At 73.4% G+C, this 17,548-nt stretch carries 15 protein-coding genes and 1 pseudogene; 13 read left to right on the top strand and 3 right to left on the bottom strand.

What is annotated here, in order from left to right:
* The first annotated feature begins 39 nt into the window (after positions 1–39).
* Together ACIBG6_RS22555 and ACIBG6_RS22550 are read left to right on the top strand one after the other, a co-directional pair.
* Positions 40–1,035 carry a WD40 repeat domain-containing protein gene (locus ACIBG6_RS22555; protein WP_399224327.1) on the top strand — a complete coding sequence of 332 codons (996 nt, stop codon included), beginning with the start codon at positions 40–42 and terminating at the stop codon, positions 1,033–1,035.
* Positions 1,036–1,104: 69 nt separating this feature from the next.
* Positions 1,105–1,470 carry a hypothetical protein gene (locus tag ACIBG6_RS22550; protein ID WP_399224326.1) on the top strand — a complete coding sequence of 122 codons (366 nt, stop codon included), beginning with the start codon at positions 1,105–1,107 and terminating at the stop codon, positions 1,468–1,470.
* Between the two features lie 69 nt (positions 1,471–1,539).
* Here the strand turns inward: ACIBG6_RS22550 and serC are convergent, their stop codons facing one another.
* Positions 1,540–2,658: a phosphoserine transaminase gene (gene serC, locus ACIBG6_RS22545; protein WP_399224325.1), complete on the bottom strand. Its 1,119-nt coding sequence runs from the start codon at positions 2,656–2,658 to the stop codon at positions 1,540–1,542.
* Between the two features lie 51 nt (positions 2,659–2,709).
* Between serC and ACIBG6_RS22540 the strand changes: the two genes are divergently transcribed.
* The 3 genes and pseudogenes from ACIBG6_RS22540 to ACIBG6_RS22530 all read left to right on the top strand — a co-directional run.
* Entirely contained in the window at positions 2,710–5,535 is a 2,826-nt protein-coding gene (locus ACIBG6_RS22540) for an FAD-binding and (Fe-S)-binding domain-containing protein (RefSeq protein ID WP_399224324.1), read from the top strand.
* Between the two features lie 174 nt (positions 5,536–5,709).
* On the top strand, positions 5,710–5,991 hold the full coding sequence (locus ACIBG6_RS22535) for a pyrimidine/purine nucleoside phosphorylase (RefSeq protein WP_399224323.1): 282 nt from the start codon (positions 5,710–5,712) through the stop codon (positions 5,989–5,991).
* 329 nt (positions 5,992–6,320) lie between these two features.
* Positions 6,321–6,533 (top strand): annotated as a pseudogene (locus ACIBG6_RS22530) (RNA-guided endonuclease TnpB family protein); the annotation flags it as partial.
* Positions 6,534–6,600: 67 nt separating this feature from the next.
* Here the strand turns inward: ACIBG6_RS22530 and ACIBG6_RS22525 are convergent.
* A complete protein-coding gene (locus ACIBG6_RS22525; protein WP_399224322.1) occupies positions 6,601–7,458 on the bottom strand; it encodes a LysR family transcriptional regulator in 858 nt (285 codons plus the stop codon).
* A gap of 211 nt (positions 7,459–7,669) precedes the next feature.
* Between ACIBG6_RS22525 and ACIBG6_RS22520 the strand changes: the two genes are divergently transcribed.
* The 5 genes from ACIBG6_RS22520 to ACIBG6_RS22500 all read left to right on the top strand — a co-directional run bounded on the left by ACIBG6_RS22520 (position 7,670) and on the right by ACIBG6_RS22500 (position 10,580).
* Positions 7,670–8,626, top strand: coding sequence for an EamA family transporter (locus ACIBG6_RS22520; protein WP_399224527.1), 957 nt, complete (start codon positions 7,670–7,672; stop codon positions 8,624–8,626).
* Positions 8,627–8,763: 137 nt separating this feature from the next.
* Positions 8,764–9,141: a VOC family protein gene (locus ACIBG6_RS22515; protein ID WP_399224321.1), complete on the top strand. Its 378-nt coding sequence runs from the start codon at positions 8,764–8,766 to the stop codon at positions 9,139–9,141.
* Positions 9,142–9,514: 373 nt separating this feature from the next.
* Positions 9,515–9,667 (top strand): hypothetical protein, encoded by a 153-nt coding sequence (locus ACIBG6_RS22510; protein ID WP_399224320.1) that lies wholly within the window; start codon positions 9,515–9,517, stop codon positions 9,665–9,667.
* Positions 9,668–9,788: 121 nt separating this feature from the next.
* Positions 9,789–9,971 (top strand): DUF1272 domain-containing protein, encoded by a 183-nt coding sequence (locus ACIBG6_RS22505; protein WP_399224319.1) that lies wholly within the window; start codon positions 9,789–9,791, stop codon positions 9,969–9,971.
* A gap of 120 nt (positions 9,972–10,091) precedes the next feature.
* Positions 10,092–10,580, top strand: a complete 489-nt coding sequence (locus tag ACIBG6_RS22500) for a carboxymuconolactone decarboxylase family protein (RefSeq protein WP_399224318.1) — start codon at positions 10,092–10,094, stop codon at positions 10,578–10,580.
* Between the two features lie 23 nt (positions 10,581–10,603).
* On the opposite strand, the gene ACIBG6_RS22495 is transcribed toward ACIBG6_RS22500, so the two are convergent.
* Positions 10,604–13,153, bottom strand: a complete 2,550-nt coding sequence (locus ACIBG6_RS22495) for an FtsX-like permease family protein (RefSeq protein ID WP_399224317.1) — start codon at positions 13,151–13,153, stop codon at positions 10,604–10,606.
* Between the two features lie 254 nt (positions 13,154–13,407).
* On the opposite strand from ACIBG6_RS22495, the gene ACIBG6_RS22490 reads away from it, so the two are divergent.
* From ACIBG6_RS22490 to ACIBG6_RS22480, 3 genes are read left to right on the top strand one after another with little or no spacing between them, the layout of a single operon-like run.
* A complete protein-coding gene (locus ACIBG6_RS22490; protein ID WP_399224316.1) occupies positions 13,408–14,235 on the top strand; it encodes a TIGR03084 family metal-binding protein in 828 nt (275 codons plus the stop codon).
* On the top strand, positions 14,235–15,935 hold the full coding sequence (locus tag ACIBG6_RS22485; protein WP_399224315.1) for an acyclic terpene utilization AtuA family protein: 1,701 nt from the start codon (positions 14,235–14,237) through the stop codon (positions 15,933–15,935). The genes ACIBG6_RS22490 and ACIBG6_RS22485 overlap by 1 nt, the downstream gene beginning before the upstream one ends.
* On the top strand, positions 15,932–17,530 hold the full coding sequence (locus ACIBG6_RS22480) for an acyl-CoA carboxylase subunit beta (RefSeq protein WP_399224314.1): 1,599 nt from the start codon (positions 15,932–15,934) through the stop codon (positions 17,528–17,530). Before ACIBG6_RS22485 ends, ACIBG6_RS22480 begins: the two co-directional genes overlap by 4 nt.
* The last annotated feature ends 18 nt before the right edge of the window (positions 17,531–17,548 follow it).

Raw genomic sequence — 17,548 nt, 5'->3', positions numbered from 1 at the left:
TCAAGCGGGTTTCCCCGGGTCCGTGGCAGGCTTGAGGGCATGCGAACTGCTCTGTGCGTCCTCGGCGCGGCGGCGGCCCTGGCGCTGCTCCCCGCCGGTCATGCCCGTGCCGAAGGGCAGGACCCCGACCGGGACTTCACGATCTCGGACCCCCGGATCACCGAGTCCAGCGGTCTCGCGGCGAGCCGCGCCCACCCCGGGATCTACTGGACGCACAACGACCAGGACGCGCCCCTGATCTACGGCATCGACTCCCGCACGGGAGAGACCGTCGCGACCCTGACGATGGAGGGCGTCGGCACGCCCCGGGACATGGAGGCGATCGCCGTCGGCCCGGACGGCGACATCTACGTCGGCGACATCGGCGACAACCTCGACGGCTCCTGGGACCACGTCTGGATCTACCGCTTCCCCGAGCCGAAGACGCTCAAGGACCAGAAGGTCGCGGCGAAGCAGTACGTCGTGAAGTACGCCGACGGGCCGCGCAACGCCGAGGCCCTGATGGTCCATCCGAAGACCGGCCGGGTGTACATCGCGAGCAAGAACCAGGCCGGCGGCGGCCTGTACGCGGGCCCCGAGCGGCTCTCCTCGTCCGGGACGAACACCTTCCGGCGCGTCGACGAGGTGCCGTGGGTGACCGACGGCGCCTTCTCCCCGGACGGTGAACGGCTCGTGCTGCGCGGCTACTTCAGCGCGAAGGAGCACGCGTGGAAGGACGGGCGCCTCGGCGACGGGGGCACGGGCGTCGGCGCCCCCTTCCAGGGGCAGGCGGAGTCGGTGACGTACACGACGGACGGCTCGGCGCTCATGTTCGGCTCGGAGGGCGTGAACAGCAAGGTGGTGCGGGTCGACCGGGACACGGCCGACGTGCCGGCCACGGAGGCCCCGAAGACACCGGGGAGCCCCGAGGCCTCGGCCACCCCCGCCACCGGCGACACCCAGGGCGGCGGCCAGGGCAGCGCGACCGTGGGCTTCCTGGTCCTCGCCGGCGCCACCGTCCTCGTCCTCGGCATCAAGCGTCTGCTGCGCCGCTGACCCGGGCGCGCGAGACTGGAAGGAGACCGGAGAACCGGAGACCGGGACCGGAGCGGCCGTGGAGGAATCATGACGGCAACCACCCGAGAGACCACCCCCGTCGCCCTGGAGGGCGGTGGTGTCGAGCTGCGCGTGACGGAGGCCGGGGGCGGCATGAGCGCCGCGTTCATCCACCTTCCCGCGGGCACGGACATGGGACCGGCGCTCAAGGGCCTCGAAGGCGATCTGTGCCAGTGTCCCCACTGGGGGTACCTCTTCAAGGGCCGCATCAGGATGCGGACCGCCTCGGGCGAGGAGATCTACGAGGCCGGGCAGGCCTACTACTGGGGCCCCGGCCACGCCCCCGAGGCCCTTGAGGACGTCGACGTCGTGGAGTTCTCGCCGACCGACCAGTTCACCGCGGTGATCGATCATGTGAAGGCGCAGATGGGGTGAGCCACGGGGAACCACGCCGAAGGGCCCGGCACGGACGATGTCCGATACCGGGCCCTCCGTACGGACGGATCAGAGCTTGTCGATCACGTAGTCGATGCAGGCCGTGAGCGCCCGCACGTCCGCCGGGTCGATCGCCGGGAACATCGCGACCCGCAGCTGGTTGCGGCCCAGCTTGCGGTACGGCTCGGTGTCCACGATCCCGTTGGCGCGCAGCACCTTCGCGACCGCCGCCGCGTCGACGTCGTCCGCGAAGTCGATCGTGCCGATGACCTGCGAGCGCTTCGCCGCGTCCGTCACGAACGGCGACGCGTACTTGGACTCCTCGGCCCAGCCGTACAGCGCGTCCGAGGACTCCTTCGTCCGGGCCACGGCCCAGTCGAGGCCACCCTGGCCGTTGATCCACTTCAGCTGCTCGTTGAGCAGGAAGAGGGTCGAGAGCGCCGGGGTGTTGTACGTCTGGTTCTTCAGCGAGTTGTCGATCGCCGTGGGCAGCGAGAAGAACTCGGGGATGTGCCGACCGGACTCGTGGATCTTCTTCGCGCGCTCCAGGGCGGCCGGGGAGAAGGCCGCGAGCCACAGGCCGCCCTCGGCGGCGAAGGACTTCTGCGGGGCGAAGTAGTAGACGTCCGACTCGGTGATGTCGACGGGCAGGCCGCCCGCGCCCGAGGTCGCGTCGACCAGGACGAGCGCGCCCTCGTCGGCACCGGCGACCCGCTTGATCGGGGCGGCGACACCGGTGGAGGTCTCGTTGTGCGTGTACGCGTAGACGTCGACGCCCGCCTCGGCCACCGGCTCCGGGTGCGTGCCCGGGTCGGAGGAGATCACGGTCGGCTCGGCAAGCCAGGGAGCCAGCTTGGCGGCCTTCGCGAACTTGGAGGAGAACTCGCCGAAGGTGAGGTGCTGCGACTTGTTCTCGATCAGGCCGTGGGTCGCGATGTCCCAGAAGGCGGTGGAGCCGCCGTTGCCCAGGATCACCTCGTAGCCCTCGGGCAGCGAGAAGAGGTCGGAGACGCCGGCACGCACTTCGCCGACCAGGTTCTTGACCGGAGCCTGGCGGTGGGACGTGCCGAGGAGAGAGGTGCCGGTCGCGGCCAGGGCGTCCAGCGCCTCCGTACGCACCTTGGAGGGGCCCGCGCCGAAACGGCCGTCGGCGGGCTTGATGTCAGCGGGAATCTGGATCTCAGCCACGAGGCGGAGAGTATCGGTTCGGGAAGGCGCCGGTCGCGGGATGTCCGCCGGATGAGACGAGAACTGAGACATCCTGGCGTTGTGGGAACACACGATGTAGACGCGTCCGCCCTCGCCGCGGACCTGCGCGCCGCCGTCGCCGGAGACGTCGACTTCTCCGTCACGGCGAGGGCCCTGACGACGATGGACGCCTCCAACTACCGCCGTGTGCCGGTCGGTACGGTCGCGCCGCGCGACGCGGCCGACGTGGCCGCCGTCCTGGAGGTGTGCCGGGCGCACGGGGCGACACCGGTCGTCGCGCGCGGCGGCGGCACGTCCATCGGCGGCCAGGCCACCGGCACGGGCGTGGTGCTCGACCTCACACGACACATGGCGGGTCTCGTCTCCCTGGACCCGGAGGAGCGGACGGCCGTCGTCGGGCCGGGGCTCGTCCTCGACCGGCTGCGGGCGGCGGCGAGGCCGTACGGGCTGACCTTCGGCCCCGACCCGTCGACGCACAGCCGCTGCACGCTCGGCGGCATGATCGGCAACAACGCGTGCGGGGCGCACTCGGTCGCCTGGGGGACCACGGCGGACAACGTGCGCTCGCTGGATGTGGTGACGTACGGGGGCGGACGGTTGACGCTCGGCCGGAACGGACAAGGCGCGCCCCCCGGACTCGTCGACCTCGTCGACCGCCACCTGGCCCTCCTGCGGACCGGCTACCCGGCGGGCCTCCCGCGCCGGATCTCCGGCTACGCGCTCGACGCGCTGCTGCCGGAGCGGGGCGTGGACGTGGTCCGGTCGTTCTGCGGGAGCGAGGGGACGCTCGGGGTGGTGACGGAGGCGGCGGTACGGCTCGTCCCGCTGCCGGCCGAGCCGGTGCTCGTCGTCCTCGGGTACGCCGACGAGAGCGCGGCGGCGGAGGCGGCGGCGGGACTCCTTCCCTACAGCCCGCTGACGGTGGAGGGCATGGCCGCCGACCTCGTACGAGGCGCGGGCGGACTGCCCCGGGGCGGGGCGTGGCTGTTCGTGGAGATGGACGGGGAGGGCCCGGCGCGGGGGCTGGTCCGGGCGGCGGACGCGCTCGACTCGACCCTGGTCCGGGATCCGGCCGGGCAGCGGGCGCTGTGGCGGATCCGCGAGGACGCGGCGGGGACGGCGACGCGGACGCCGGAGGGCGGGGAGGCGTGGCCGGGCTGGGAGGACTGCGCGGTGCCGCCGGCCCGGCTGGGCGCGTACCTGCGGGAATTCCGTGCGCTGCTGGCGGACTTCGGCCTCCGGGGGATCCCGTACGGGCACTTCGGGGACGGTTGCGTGCACGTCCGGATCGACTTCGACCTGTGGACGGCGCAGGGGGTACGGGACTTCCGCCGCTTCTCGGAGGCGGTCGCGGACCTCGTGGTCGCCCACGGCGGCTCGCTCTCCGGGGAGCACGGAGACGGGCAGGCGCGGGCGGAGCTGCTGCCGAGGATGTACGGGGAGGAGCTCGTCGCACTCTTCGGCGCGGTGAAGGACGTGTGGGACCCGGACGGGGGCCTGAACCCGGGGATGCTGGTCCGCCCGAAGCCACTCGACTCCGGCCTGCGTTTCGAGGGGCTGCCGCTGGTGGGCGTGGGCCGGGAGGCGGCCCGATGCGTAGGCGTAGCCAAATGCCGCACGGAAGGCCCGAGTTCGGGCTCCTCGGTCATGTGCCCGTCCTACCGGGCGACCGGAGAGGAGAAGCACTCCACGCGGGGTAGGGCGCGGCTGCTGCACGAGATGGCGCTCGGCGAGGTGATCACGGACGGCTGGCGCTCGGAGGAGGTCCGGGAGGCGCTGGACCTGTGCCTGTCCTGCAAGGGGTGCCGCAGCGACTGCCCGGTGGGCGTCGACATGGCCGCGTACAAGGCGGAGTTCCTCGACCGCCACTACGCGGGCCGGCGGGCGTGGCGCCGGCCGCGCTCGCACTGGACGATGGGCGGCCTGCCCCGCTGGCTGGCGCTCTTCGGCCGGGGCGTGAACCTGGCGACGAGGCTGCCGCTGGCGCCGCGCCTGGCGGGGGTGACGCCGGAGAGGCCGATGCCGAAGGTGGCGGACCGGACGTTCGTCTCCTGGTTCGGCGAACGCGGCTCGCGCCGCCCGCCGACCCTGACCGTCTGGCCGGACACCTTCACGAACCACCTGGCCCCGGAGGTGGGCCGCGCGGCGGTGCGCGTCCTGGAGGACGCGGGCCTTGGGATGTCGCTGCCGTCGGGGCGGGTCTGCTGCGGCCTGACGTACGTGTCGACGGGCCGGCTGGGCGCGGCGCGGAAGGTGATGCGCCGGACGCTGGACGTCCTGGACGTCTCCGCCGCCCCGGGACCCGTGGTCGTCCTCGAACCCTCCTGCGCGGCGACTCTCCGCACGGACCTGCCCGAACTCCTGCCGGACGACCCCCGGGCGGCCCGCCTCGCGGCCTCCGTCCTGACCTTCGCCGAGGCCCTGGAGACCCTGGCCCCGGACTGGACCCCGCCCCGCCTCGACCGCCCGGTCACCGGCCAGACCCACTGCCACCAGCACGCGGTCCTGGGCGACACCGCCGACCGCCGCCTCCGCGCCCGCGCGGGCCTCACGGGCGAGCCGGCGGGCGGCTGCTGCGGCCTGGCGGGCAACTTCGGCTTCGAACCGGACCACTACGCCGTCTCGGTCGCCTGCGCCGAGGACCGACTCCTCCCGGCACTCCGAGCGACCCCCCAAGGAACAACGGTCCTGGCGGACGGCTTCTCGTGCAGGACGCAGATCGCCGACCTGTCGGACCACCGGGCCCGACACCTGGCGGAAGTCCTGGCGGAGGGCCTGGAAGACGGACCGGGGGTCGGAGCGGGGTCGGGGGCGGGGTCCGGGTCGGGGTCCGGACCGGGAGGGTCCGCATCTTGAAGGGCACGGGCAGCTTCACCGGGCCGCGCTTCAAGACCCGCGTGCGGGTCGGCGCGGGCTGGGGCGCGTACAACCGCGTCTTCTGACCGGAGCGGGGGCGGAGGGCCTGGAAGGGTGGCTCGTACACTCGCCTCGCCAGTAGCGGCGCGCGACGAGGTCCTCCGGAGGATGGTCATGTTCAAGGTCAACGAATACTTCGACGGTACGGTCAAGTCGATCGCGTTCGAGCAGGAGCAGGGCCCGGCGACCGTCGGCGTCATGGCTCCCGGTGAGTACGAGTTCGGCACGGCCGCTCCGGAGACGATGCACGTGGTCAGCGGCGCCCTGACGGTGAAGCTGCCGGACGCGGATGGCTGGGAGACCTTCGATGCGGGCACGCGCTTCGAGGTCCCGGGCAACAGCACGTTCCAGCTGAAGGTCGCGGTTGCCACCGCGTACCTCTGCGAATACCGCTGACCCGGGGTTTCTTAGGTGCTGGGGATGCCCGGCACCGCGAGCTTCTGGTGCGGCCGCCCTCTTTCCGAGTGTGGCGGCCTCCACCGCCGCGTCAAGGGCAAGTCGGCTCCGCCGATGGCCTGCGGCCACCCTTGACCCGGCGGCGGAGGTCGCCTTTTCACACTCGGAGGGCGGCCGGGGGCGTGGCCACGCGGGGGGCCCGGGCATCGGGCGGGGCGCGTGAGCGGCCTCGGGCCGGTGGGTGGGGGCTCGGCTAGCGGCCGGGGCCGGTGGTGCTCTCCGGTCGGTTCGGGGCGCCACCCGTCCCGGCCACTAGTCAAGCCCCCACCCGCCTGCCCGAGGGTGCTCACACAACCCCCGACACTGCCCGACCAGAGCGAACCTACGCCTGCACCGCATGTGGAGCCGTGTCCCCCAGGGGCAAGAACTCCGCCCGCGTAATGCTCGTCCGGGCTGGTCTCAACCCGGCTGGTGCTGATCGTGTAAGAGCTGGCGGACCGCCGGTCCACAGCCGACGTGAGCCAGGAATCCCCCTCCATTAGGAGGGGGAGGATTCACGTACGGGATCCTCCGGCGGGGCGGGAGGAGTTGAGGGGCCCGCCCCCTCCGTCAGTCCCCGCTGACGATGTCCCGCGCCATCGCGACCAGCGCGCGCGTCGCGGGGTGTGGGAAGGCGTCCCGCCAGGCCAGGACCACCGGCAGCGGCGGCGCGTCGGACAGTGGGCGGTAGGCGACGCCCGGGTGCGGGTGGAGCGCGGCCGTGGAGCCGGACGAGACGCCGGTGCCCCGGCCCGCGGCGATCGCGGTGAGCCAGTCGTCGGTGTTCGCGACGGTCAGGGTGGCCGCCGGGCGGGCCCCGGCCGGCCAGAGCGCGAGCGTGGTCGTACCGGAGACGGTGTTGAGGACGATCGTCTCTGCGGCCAGGTCCCCGAGCGTGAGGTCGCTCCGGTCGGCGAGCGGGCTGTCGGCGGGCAGCGCGGCGACCCGGTCCTCCGTGGCGAGCTCCTCGGTGACCAGGCCGGGCGCGTCGACCGGGCCCCTGAGCAGCGCCGCGTCCACGTCGCCGCGCGCGAGCCCGGCCGTGCGGTCGTCGATGCGGAGCAGTTCGAGCGGGGTCTCGGGGTGCAGGCGCTGCCAGCGCCGGAGCAGCGGGGTGGTGTACGGGCCGAAGGCCGACCAGGCGTGCCCGAGGCGCAGGGGGCGGTGGCGGAGCCTGGCCGGGTCGACGGCGGCGTCGAAGGCGGCGAGGGCCGCGGCCGCCCTGTCCCGGAAGGCGTGGCCCTCGGCGGTGAGGGCGAGGTGGTGGGTGGAGCGGTCGACGAGCCGGGCGCCGAGGTGCTGTTCGAGCGCGGCGAGCGTGCGGGAGACGGCCGGCTGGGTGAGGTGGAGCCGGGCGGCCGCCCTGGTCAGGCTGGATTCCTCGGCGATGGCGAGGAAGCAGCGGAGGTGGCGTAGCTCGATGCTCATGTCTTCGGAGCATAACCGCAGCGCAATCGGCATTTCCGGTGCCGCGCGGGTGCTCGTAGCGTGAGAGGGGGATCGTGGGGGAGGAGACGTTGCGTTCATTGTGTTGTACTTGCAGTACAGTGCAGTGAACCATTGGTGAGATGTGGAGTGGAGGAGTGGCCCGGTGAACAGTCCGGTGAACAGTCCGGTCAGGGATGTGCCGCCGGTCGCCGTGGCCGTCGAAACCCAGGGAGTTCCCGCACGGGTTCCCGTACCGGGGAAGGCGGCGCCCGGGAAGGCGGGCCGTCACCTCGGGCCCGTCGCGCTCGTCGTCGCGGGCGGACTCTCCGTGCAGTTCGGCTCCGCCGTCGCCGTCCTCCTGATGCCCCGCGCCGGGGCCCTCGGTGTCGTCACCCTCCGGCTCGTGCTCGCCGCCGTCGTCCTGCTGGCGATCTGCCGGCCCACGGTCCGCGGCTACAGCCGCGCCGACTGGGGCACCATCGTGGCCTTCGGTACGGCCATGACCGGGATGAACATCCTCTTCTACCAGGCCGCCGACCGGATCCCGCTCGGCGCCGCCGTGACCCTGGAGGTCCTCGGCCCGCTGATCCTCTCGGTGGTCGCCTCGCGCCGGCTGAGCAACCTGCTCTGGGCCGGACTCGCCCTCGGCGGCTGCGTCCTGCTCAGCGGCGGCGGCTTCGACCGCCTCGACCCCGTCGGCGCGGCCTTCGCGCTCGCCGCGGGCGCGATGTGGGCCGCGTACATCGTCTTCAGCGCCCGCACCGGCCGCCGCTTCCCGCAGGCCGACGGGCTCGCGCTCGCCATGGCCTTCGGCGCCGTCCTCAGCCTGCCGCTGGGCATCGCGGAGGCGGGCGACAAGCTCCTCGTACCGTCGACGATCCTGCTCGGCCTGGGGGTCGCACTGATGTCGTCCGTCCTCCCGTACACCCTCGAACTCCTCGCCCTGCGCCGTCTGCCCGCGCCCACCTTCGCGATCCTGATGAGCCTGGAACCGGCCATCGCCGCCGCGGCCGGTTTCCTCATCCTCAGCCAGGCCCTGTCCGTCACCGACGCCCTCGCCATCGCCCTCGTCATCGCGGCGAGCATGGGCGCGGTCCGCACCCAGGTCCGCGCGTCCAAGCGCGCGGCCAAGCTCGTGGACCAGGGCGCGGGTCAGGGCGCGGGCTAGGGCGCGGGCTAGGGCCCGGGCTAGGGCCGGGGCTAGGGCGCGGGCTAGGGCCGGGGCTAGGGCGCGGGCTAGGGCCGGGGCTAGGGCGCGGGCTAGGGCCGGGGCTAGGGCTGGGGCCGCCCCTCTAGAATCCGCGCGTGATCGCCGACCTGCAGTGCCTCGTCATCGACTGTCCCGCGCCCCGCGCGCTCGCGGAGTTCTACCGCTCGGTCCTCGGCGGGGAGGTCGACCGGCCGGATCCCCGCTGGTCCCTCGACGACGCCTGGTCCACGCTGCACGCCCCCGGCGGGCTCGTCCTCTGCTTCCAGGGCGTCGCCGACCACCGCCCGCCGACGTGGCCGGATCCCGAGCGCCCCCAGCAGTCCCACCTCGACTTCGGCGTCCCGGACCTGGACGCGGCCCAGGAGTACGTCCTCGCCCACGGCGCGACCCTCCTGGACGAGGGCGACGGCAAGCGAAGCTGGCGCGTGTACGCCGACCCCGCCGGGCACCCGTTCTGCCTGGTCCGGCACTGAGGCGGCGGGCCCGCAGAGCGGTTGGCCACACGGGGCGTTCTGCGTTCCAGGGACCACATCTCCCGCTCAAGCTCTCCGGGCGCCGGGCACGGGGCGGTCGCCGCAAGGCCCCGCACACCCCTGCTGGTGTCGACCGCAGCCTTCGTGGCCATGGCGCCGCTCCCTCCTCCCTCAACCTGTGATGGGTGGAGCGTCGCCGTCCCGGGGGCGGGGGCGGCCGGGCGTGGGTACCGCCCTGGCGAGTGGGGTGTGTCAATGGGTCGGTCGGGTTCGCCAGGAGAGCGCGACGATTCGCCAGGGTCCGCCAGGGCTCACCATATGGTGTGCCCCCCGGCGGCAGGTGTCAGGTAGCGGGAGACCTACAGGAGGAAACGTGTCCTACACCAAAGACCAGGCCAACCCGCCCGCTCGATTCGAACTCCGCGTCGGGGGACTGCATGTGACAGTCCAGCGCATCCCCGGATGGCTCGTCGCCCTGGTCACCACGGTCGGCGGGGCAGCGGGAACATGGTGGGCGCAGCATTGAGCCGCGCGCGGTGGGTGGCGGCCCGATCCCTTTGATCTTTGGCTTCCGGACTGTTTCGGGGGTGCGGGGGCGCCTCGGAGGATGAGGGGTGTCATCCGACGTACGAGGAGGGGAGCCGAACATGGCCCTGGAGATGCGAGACCGCTGCGAGCGCTGTGAGACGGCGACCCTGACCGTGGACGGGCCCGCCAGGATCTGTACGTACGAGTGCAGCTTCTGCGTGCCGTGCGCCGACGCCATGGGCGACGTCTGCCCGAACTGCGGCGGCGAACTGGCCCCGCGCCCCCGCCGCGCCCTCGCCTAGCCCCTGGCGGAACTTCTCTTCGGATTCCTGTCACATCGTCGTGCGGCTGTCCGTCAGTGCTGTGAAGACACCGACCGGACAGTCAGTTCAGACAGACAGACACCAAGGAGAACGACAGCCATGGCGAACCCCTCCATCTCCCGGATGTCGAACCCCGCCGAGTTCGTGCCCGAGCTGAACGACATCAGCGCCGCCCTCTTCCGGGCCACGGGCAACCAGTCGGTGCCGCGCACCACGATGAACCTTGTCCACCTGCGCGCCGGGCAGATCGTCCGCAACACCTACCTGACCATCCTGAACACCGGCTTCCTGCGCAAGGCCAAGGAGTCCGAGGAGCGCATCACCGCCGTCGCCTCCTGGCAGGACGCCCCCTACTTCACCGACGCCGAGCGCGCCGCCCTCGCCCTCGTCGAGGCCACCCTCCAGCCCGCCCCGCACGGCAAGGAGCGCGTCTCCGACGAGCTGTACGCCGAGGTGGCGAAGCACTACGACGAGAAGGCGCTGGCGACTCTCACCATCGCGATCGGCCAGATCAACTTCTTCATCGCCCTGGCCGTCATCGGCAAGCCGCAGCCGGTCACCTCCCTCGCGGACGAGCAGTGGGACTGACCTGACCCGTCACGCACGGTCCGTCACGCCGGTGCCTGGAGCGCGTCCACCACCGCCATGCGGCGGACCCGGCGGGCCGGGAGGGCCGAGGCGGCGATGCCGGTGAGGACGGTCGCCGCCAGGATGCCGAGGACCGTCAGGGCGGTACCGCCCGAGGAGGCGAGGATCTCCAGGGGGGACACCGCCGTGAGGACGGAGCGGGCGGCGAGCGTGCCGTAGACCAGGCCGAGGAGCGTACCGGCGAGGGCGCCGGACACGGCCAGGAGCACGGATTCCAGGGTGAGCATCCGGCGGAGCTGCTCGCCCGCCAGGCCGATGGCGCGGAGCATGCCGAACTCCCGGGTGCGTTCCTCCACGGTGAGCATCAGGGTCGCGGCGACGCCGAGCGCGGCGATGGCCATCGAGAAGCCGAGCAGCACGGTCACCACGAGCATCAGCCGGTCCAGCATGCTCCGGATGAGCCGGGCGTCAGCGGTCGCGTCGGCGACCCGGAGGTCCGGGTGGGCGGCGAGCGCCTGGTCGATGGCGGTGCGGGCGGCGGCGTGGTCGGTGCCGGCGGCCGGGTCGACGAGGACGGTGGCCACGCCGACGGCGCCGGGCGCGAGCCGGTCGAGCGTGGCCGGGGTGACGTACACGGTGGCCCCGGGGGCGAGCGCGAGGGGCAGCACGGAGCGGCGGGCGGTGAGGGTGGTGTCCGTGCTCTTCACCGTCAGGGTTCCGTCCCCCGTCAGCGTCAGCGCCTCCCCGTCCTTGAGGGCGCGGGCCTCCGCGACGCCCTCCGCCGCCGGGTTGAGACGGGCCGGGTCGGCGGCGGCGATCACGGTGCTGCGGCCGTCGATGGTGAGGGTGGCCGTACGGACCGGGGTGACGGCCAGTGCGCGCCGGTCGCTCAGGGCGGCGAGCGCGTCGGCGGGGACGGCGTCCCGCGCGTCGGCGTTCGCTCTGCCCTCTGTGCCCGCCTCGCCGGCGACCAAGCTGAAGGCCGCCGGCGTACGGCTCGCCAGCATCGTCTCCAGGCCGCCGCTCGCGACCCCGATCGCGGTCACCGCGGACACGGCGACCGTCACGCCGACGAGCATCGCGGAGGCCGCGGCGCCGGTCCGGGCCGCGTTGGCGCGCAGTTGCTGCACGGCGAGCTTCCCCGCGGTGCCGAAGGGGCGGCGCAGGCCCCGGCCGAGGAGGCCGACCAGCGGCGGCAGCAGATGGCGGGCGTAGCGGAGGACGCCGAAGAACGTGAGGATCGCGCCGAGCGTCACGGCGAGCAGCGCGAGGGGCGAGCCGCCGAGCGTGCCGAGCGCGAGCAGGGCCGCGCCCGTGACGACGAACAGAACGGAGACGACCTCGCGCAGGGTGCGGCTGCCGGGTTCGGGGAGCCTCGCGGCGCCGCTCGCGGCGAGCGCGGCCACCGGCGGGACGGCGGCGGCGGCCCGAGCGGGCTTGCGGACGGCCCACAGGGTGAGCAGGACGCCGAACACCCCGGCGAGGAGGAACGTGAGCCGGCCGGGCATCAGCGAGACCTCGATGGGGCCGAGGTCGGCGAGCCCGTCGATGAGCGCGGTGCCGAGGAGGCAGGCGCCCGCGCCGGCGGCGAGGCCGGCGGCGGAGGCGAGGAGGCCGAGCAGCAGCCCCTGGCGGCGGATGACGCGGCGGACCTGCTCGCGGTCGGCGCCGACGCAGCGCAGCAGGGCGAGTTGGCGGGCGCGCTGGGCGAGGACGACGGAGAAGGTGTTGGTGACGACCATGCGGGCCACGGCCATGGCGATGAGGACGAAGGAGAGCGCGGCCGTGAGGACGACGGCGTACATCGTCCTGCCGCTCTGTTTGGCGTTCTCGACCGCTCCGGCGTGGGTGTACGCGGCGACGCCGCCGCCGATCGCCTTCTTCGCCGCGGCGGCGGTGGCGCCGGCTGCCGGGGCACCCGCACCCGCCGGCGTGCCGGGCGCCAGGTCGATGTCGAGGTGGGTGGCGCGGACGCCCGTCGCGTACGTCCGCGTCTGCGCGTACGGCACGCCGATCGCCGGCTGCGCGCTGAGCGCCTCCGACGCGGAGGTGTCGAGAAGCCCGGTGAGCCGTACGTCGGCGGTGCCGCCCGCGGCCTTCGTCAGCCGTACGGTGTCGCCGGGCGCCGCCCCGACCCGGTGCGCGGTGTCGGTGTCGAGGACGGCCTCGTCCCGGGCCCGCGGCCAGCTGCCGCTGTCGAGGCGCTGCCAGCGCAGCGCGGGGTCGGCGGCGACGGAGGTGACGAGGGCGCGGTCGTCGAGGGGGCGCCCGGAGGGCAGCAGGACGTTGGCGTGGCCGACGAGCCGTTCACTCACCTCGACGACCCCGGGCAGCGTCGCCGCTTTCGCCGCCGCGCCGGCGGGGAGGACGCCCGTCTCGGGGGCGACGACCTGGACGGGGGCCGTGCCGACGTCGGCGGCGGCGGACTGCTCGTACGACTGGACGAGTGCTCCGGCACCGCCGACGGAGAGGACCAGGAAGGCGACGCCGACGGCGACGGCGGCGCCCGTGAGGACCAGTTGGCGGAGCTGGGACCGGAAGTCCTTGACGGCGAAGGCGAGCAGTGACGGCATGCCCTCCACGCTAGGAGCCGATCCCTCCGGCACGCGGCCCCACCAGGCACGATTCGGGGTCGTCCCCGAGTCGCCCGCCGCACGGCCCGTCGTACTCCTGAGGGATGACCCCCGCCCCGAGGCGTCCCCGAGGCGTACCCGAGGCGTCCCTGGGGCGTCTCTGGGATCCATCAATCAAAGCAAGCATGCTTGATTGTTTTCTGGTTCGCTGCCATGCTCCGGGGCACGTCGCCGTGTCCCGAGGGGAGCGCACCGTGTCCGATCCCGCCGTCGTCCTCGATGATCTGCGTGAGGAGAGCGAGGAACTCGATCTGCTCGTACGCAAGTTGAGTGACGAGCAGTGGAGCGCGCCGACCCCCGCGCCCGGCTGGACCGTCGCCCACCAGATCGCCCACCTCGCCTGGACCGACCGGGCGGCCCTCCTCGCCGCCACCGACCCCGAGGCCTTCGCCGCCGAGACCGCGAAGGCCCTCGCCGCGCCCGACCGTTTCGTCGACGACGGCGCGGAAGAGGGCGCGAAGCTGCCGCCCGCCGAGCTCCTCGCCGCCTGGCGCGCGGGCCGCGAGCGCCTCCAGGACGCCCTGCGGGCGGTCCCGCCCGGCGCGCGCTTCCCCTGGTACGGGCCGCCGATGAGCGCCCCGGCCATGGCCACCGCCCGGCTCATGGAGACCTGGGCACACGGCCAGGACGTCGCCGACGCCCTCGGCGTGGTCCGCACCCCCACGGCGCGGCTCCGGCACGTCGCCTGGATCGGCGTCCGCGCCCGCGACTACGCCTTCCTCGTACGGGGGATCCCGGCACCCGCCGAGCCCTTCCGCGTCGAACTCGACGGAATCGACGGAATCGACGGAATCGACGGAATCGACGGAACCGGCGGGGAGGTGTGGGCGTACGGACCCGAGGACGCGACCCAGACCGTCACCGGACCCGCCCTCGACTTCTGCCTCCTCGTCACCCAGCGCGTCCACCGCGACGACACCGCGCTCGTCGCGCACGGCCCCGACGCCGAGCGCTGGCTCGCCATCGCCCAGGCCTTCGCGGGCCCGGCCGGCACCGGCCGCGCACCCAGGGAGGAGGTGTAGTGGTCCTCCGCATCGGCAACGCCTCGGGCTTCTACGGCGACCGCTTCGACGCCGTCCGCGAGATGCTCACCGGCGGCGGGCCCGAGGGCGCGATCGACGTCCTGACCGGCGACTACCTCGCCGAGCTGACCATGCTCATCCTCGGCCGCGACCAGCTCAAGGACCCGTCCGCCGGATACGCGAAGACCTTCCTGCGCCAGATGGAGGAGGGCCTCGGCCTCGCCCACGAACGCGGAATCCGCATCGTCGCCAACGCGGGCGGCCTGAACCCCGCCGGCCTCGCCGACGCGCTGCGCTCCCTCGCCGAGAAGCTCGGCCTGCCGACCCGTATCGCCCATGTCGAGGGCGACCGACTGCCGCCCCAAGAAGGGGTGTTGACGGCCAACGCCTACCTCGGCGGGGCCGGTGTCGCCGCCTGTCTCGCCGCCGGGGCCGACGTCGTCGTCACCGGCCGGGTCACCGACGCCGCCCTCGTCACCGGGCCCGCGCAGTGGCACTTCGGCTGGGGCCCGGAGGAGTACGACAGGCTCGCGGGCGCGGTCGTCGCCGGGCACGTCCTGGAGTGCGGCACCCAGGCCACCGGCGGCAACTACGCCTTCTTCGCCGAGCACGACCCGGCCGTCTTCCGCCGCCCCGGCTTCCCGGTCGCCGAGCTCCATGCGGACGGCAGCGCCGTCATCACCAAACACGCCGGTACGGGCGGCCTCGTCGACGTCGGTACGGTCACGGCCCAGCTGCTGTACGAGACGGCCGGCGCCCGCTACCCCGGCCCCGACGTGACGGCCCGCCTCGACACCGTACGGCTCACCCAGGAGGGCCCGGACCGGGTCCGGATCCACGGCGTGACGGGCGAGGCCCCGCCCCCCACCCTCAAGGTCGGCCTCAACCGCCTCGGCGGCTTCCGCAACGAGGTCGTGTTCGTCCTCACCGGCCTCGACGTCGAGGCCAAGGCCCGGCTCGTCCGCGACCAGATCGAGGACGCCTTCACCGCCGCCGACTCCCGTCCCACGGACGTCCGTTGGGAGCTGGCCCGTACCGACCGCGAGGACGCCGACACCGAGGAGACCGCGAGCGCGCTGCTCCGGCTCGTCGTCCGCGACCCCGACCCCGAGGCCGTCGGCCGCGCCCTCACCGGCGCCGCGATCGAACTGGCCCTCGCGAGCTACCCCGGCTTCCACGTCACCGCGCCTCCCGGGAAGGGCGCCCCCTACGGTGTCTTCGGGACCGCGTACGTCCCCGCCGCCGACGTCCCGCACACGGCCGTCCTCCCGGACGGCACCCGCGTCCCCGTCCCCGTACCGCCGAAGAGCACGGAAGACCTGATCCCGGTTCCCGACCCGGAGCTCCCGCCGCCGCTCCCATACGGCCCCACCCGCCGCGCCCCCCTCGGCCGGATCGCCGGCGCCCGCAGCGGCGACAAGGGCGGCGACGCCAACGTCGGCGTCTGGGTCCGCTCGGACGAGGAGTGGCGCTGGCTCGCACACGCGCTCACCGTCGAGAGGTTCCACGAACTCCTCCCGGAGACCGCCGACTTGCCGGTCGTCCGGCACGTCCTCCCGCACCTCCGGGCGCTCAACTTCACCGTGGCCGGAATCCTCGGCGAGGGCGTCGCCTCGCAGGCCCGTTTCGACCCCCAGGCCAAGGCCCTCGGCGAGTGGCTCCGCTCCCGGCACCTGGACATCCCGGAGGTATTGCTGTGACCGTCCTCGCCTCCGCCCTCGACACCGGCGGACCCGAGTACCGAGAGCACCGCGCCGCGATGCTCGACAAGCTCGCCGCCCTCGAAGCCGAGCACGCCAAGGCCCTCGCGGGCGGCGGCGAGAAGTACACGGCCCGGCACCGGGGGCGCGGCAAGCTCCTCGCCCGCGAGCGCGTCGAGCTGCTCGTCGACCCCGACAGCCCCTTCCTGGAGCTGTCGCCGCTCGCCGCCTGGGGCAGCGACTACCAGGTGGGCGCCTCGCTCGTCACCGGCATCGGCGTCGTCGAGGGCGTCGAGTGCCTGATCACGGCCAACGACCCGACCGTGCGCGGCGGCGCCTCCAACCCGTGGACGCTGAAGAAGGCCCTGCGGGCGAACGAGATCGCCTTCGCCAACCGGCTGCCGGTCGTCTCGCTCGTCGAGTCCGGCGGCGCCGACCTCCCCTCCCAGAAGGAGATCTTCATCCCCGGCGGGGCGCTCTTCCGCGACCTCACGCGCCTCTCCGCCGCCGGCATCCCCACCGTCGCGGTCGTCTTCGGCAACTCGACGGCCGGCGGCGCGTACGTCCCCGGCATGTCCGACCACACCGTGATGATCAAGGAGCGGTCGAAGGTCTTCCTCGGCGGCCCGCCGCTCGTGAAGATGGCGACGGGGGAGGAGAGCGACGACGAGTCCCTCGGCGGCGCCGAGATGCACGCCCGGACCTCCGGCCTCGCCGACCACTACGCCGTCGACGAGACGGACGCGATCCGCCAGGCCCGCCGGATCGTCGCCCGCCTCAACCACCGCAAGGCGCATGCCGATCCGCAGCTCGCCGAGGGGCCGAAGTACGACGAGGACGAACTCCTCGGCATCGTCCCCGGCGACCTCAAGACCCCCTTCGACCCCCGCGAGGTGATCGCCCGGATCGTCGACGGTTCCGACTTCGACGAGTTCAAGCCGCTGTACGGGACCTCGCTCACCACCGGCTGGGCGTCCCTGCACGGCTACCCGGTCGGCATCCTCGCCAACGCGCAGGGCGTCCTCTTCTCCGCCGAGTCGCAGAAGGCGGCGCAGTTCATCCAGCTCGCCAACCAGCGCGACATCCCGCTGCTCTTCCTCCACAACACCACCGGCTACATGGTCGGCAGGGAGTACGAGCAGGGCGGCATCATCAAGCACGGCGCGATGATGATCAACGCGGTGGCCAATTCGAAGGTCCCGCACCTCTCCGTCCTCATGGGCGCCTCGTACGGCGCCGGGCACTACGGCATGTGCGGCCGGGCCTACGACCCCCGCTTCCTCTTCGCCTGGCCGAGCGCGAAGTCCGCCGTCATGGGCCCGCAGCAGCTCGCCGGCGTCCTCTCGATCGTGGCGCGCGCGAGCGCCGCCGCGAAGGGGCAGCCCTACGACGACGAGGCCGACGCCGGTCTCCGCGCGCTCGTCGAGGCGCAGATCGAATCGGAGTCCCTCCCGATGTTCCTCTCGGGGCGGCTGTACGACGACGGGGTCATCGACCCCCGCGACACGCGCACGGTCCTCGGGCTGTGCCTGTCCGCGATCCACACGGCACCGGTCGAGGGCGCGCGCGGCGGCTTCGGCGTCTTCCGAATGTGAGGGCTCAGATGAGGGCTC

Origin of the sequence: Streptomyces sp. NPDC050842, assembly GCF_044456565.1 — a bacterium.
GTDB lineage: Bacteria > Actinomycetota > Actinomycetes > Streptomycetales > Streptomycetaceae > Streptomyces.
The sequence above is the reverse complement of the archived record's forward strand: the minus strand, read 5'-3'. Positions and strand labels throughout refer to the sequence as shown.

What these genes read in the sequence shown, in the direction of transcription:
- ACIBG6_RS22525 (WP_399224322.1), bottom strand. Translation starts at nt 7,458, where the DNA reads ATGAGCATCGAGCTACGCCACCTCCGCTGCTTCCTCGCCATCGCCGAG.
- ACIBG6_RS22555 (WP_399224327.1), top strand. Translation starts at nt 40, where the DNA reads ATGCGAACTGCTCTGTGCGTCCTCGGCGCGGCGGCGGCCCTGGCGCTG.
- ACIBG6_RS22540 (WP_399224324.1), top strand. Translation starts at nt 2,710, where the DNA reads ATGAGACGAGAACTGAGACATCCTGGCGTTGTGGGAACACACGATGTA.
- ACIBG6_RS22500 (WP_399224318.1), top strand. Translation starts at nt 10,092, where the DNA reads ATGGCGAACCCCTCCATCTCCCGGATGTCGAACCCCGCCGAGTTCGTG.
- ACIBG6_RS22495 (WP_399224317.1), bottom strand. Translation starts at nt 13,153, where the DNA reads ATGCCGTCACTGCTCGCCTTCGCCGTCAAGGACTTCCGGTCCCAGCTC.
- ACIBG6_RS22550 (WP_399224326.1), top strand. Translation starts at nt 1,105, where the DNA reads ATGACGGCAACCACCCGAGAGACCACCCCCGTCGCCCTGGAGGGCGGT.
- ACIBG6_RS22505 (WP_399224319.1), top strand. Translation starts at nt 9,789, where the DNA reads ATGGCCCTGGAGATGCGAGACCGCTGCGAGCGCTGTGAGACGGCGACC.
- ACIBG6_RS22535 (WP_399224323.1), top strand. Translation starts at nt 5,710, where the DNA reads ATGTTCAAGGTCAACGAATACTTCGACGGTACGGTCAAGTCGATCGCG.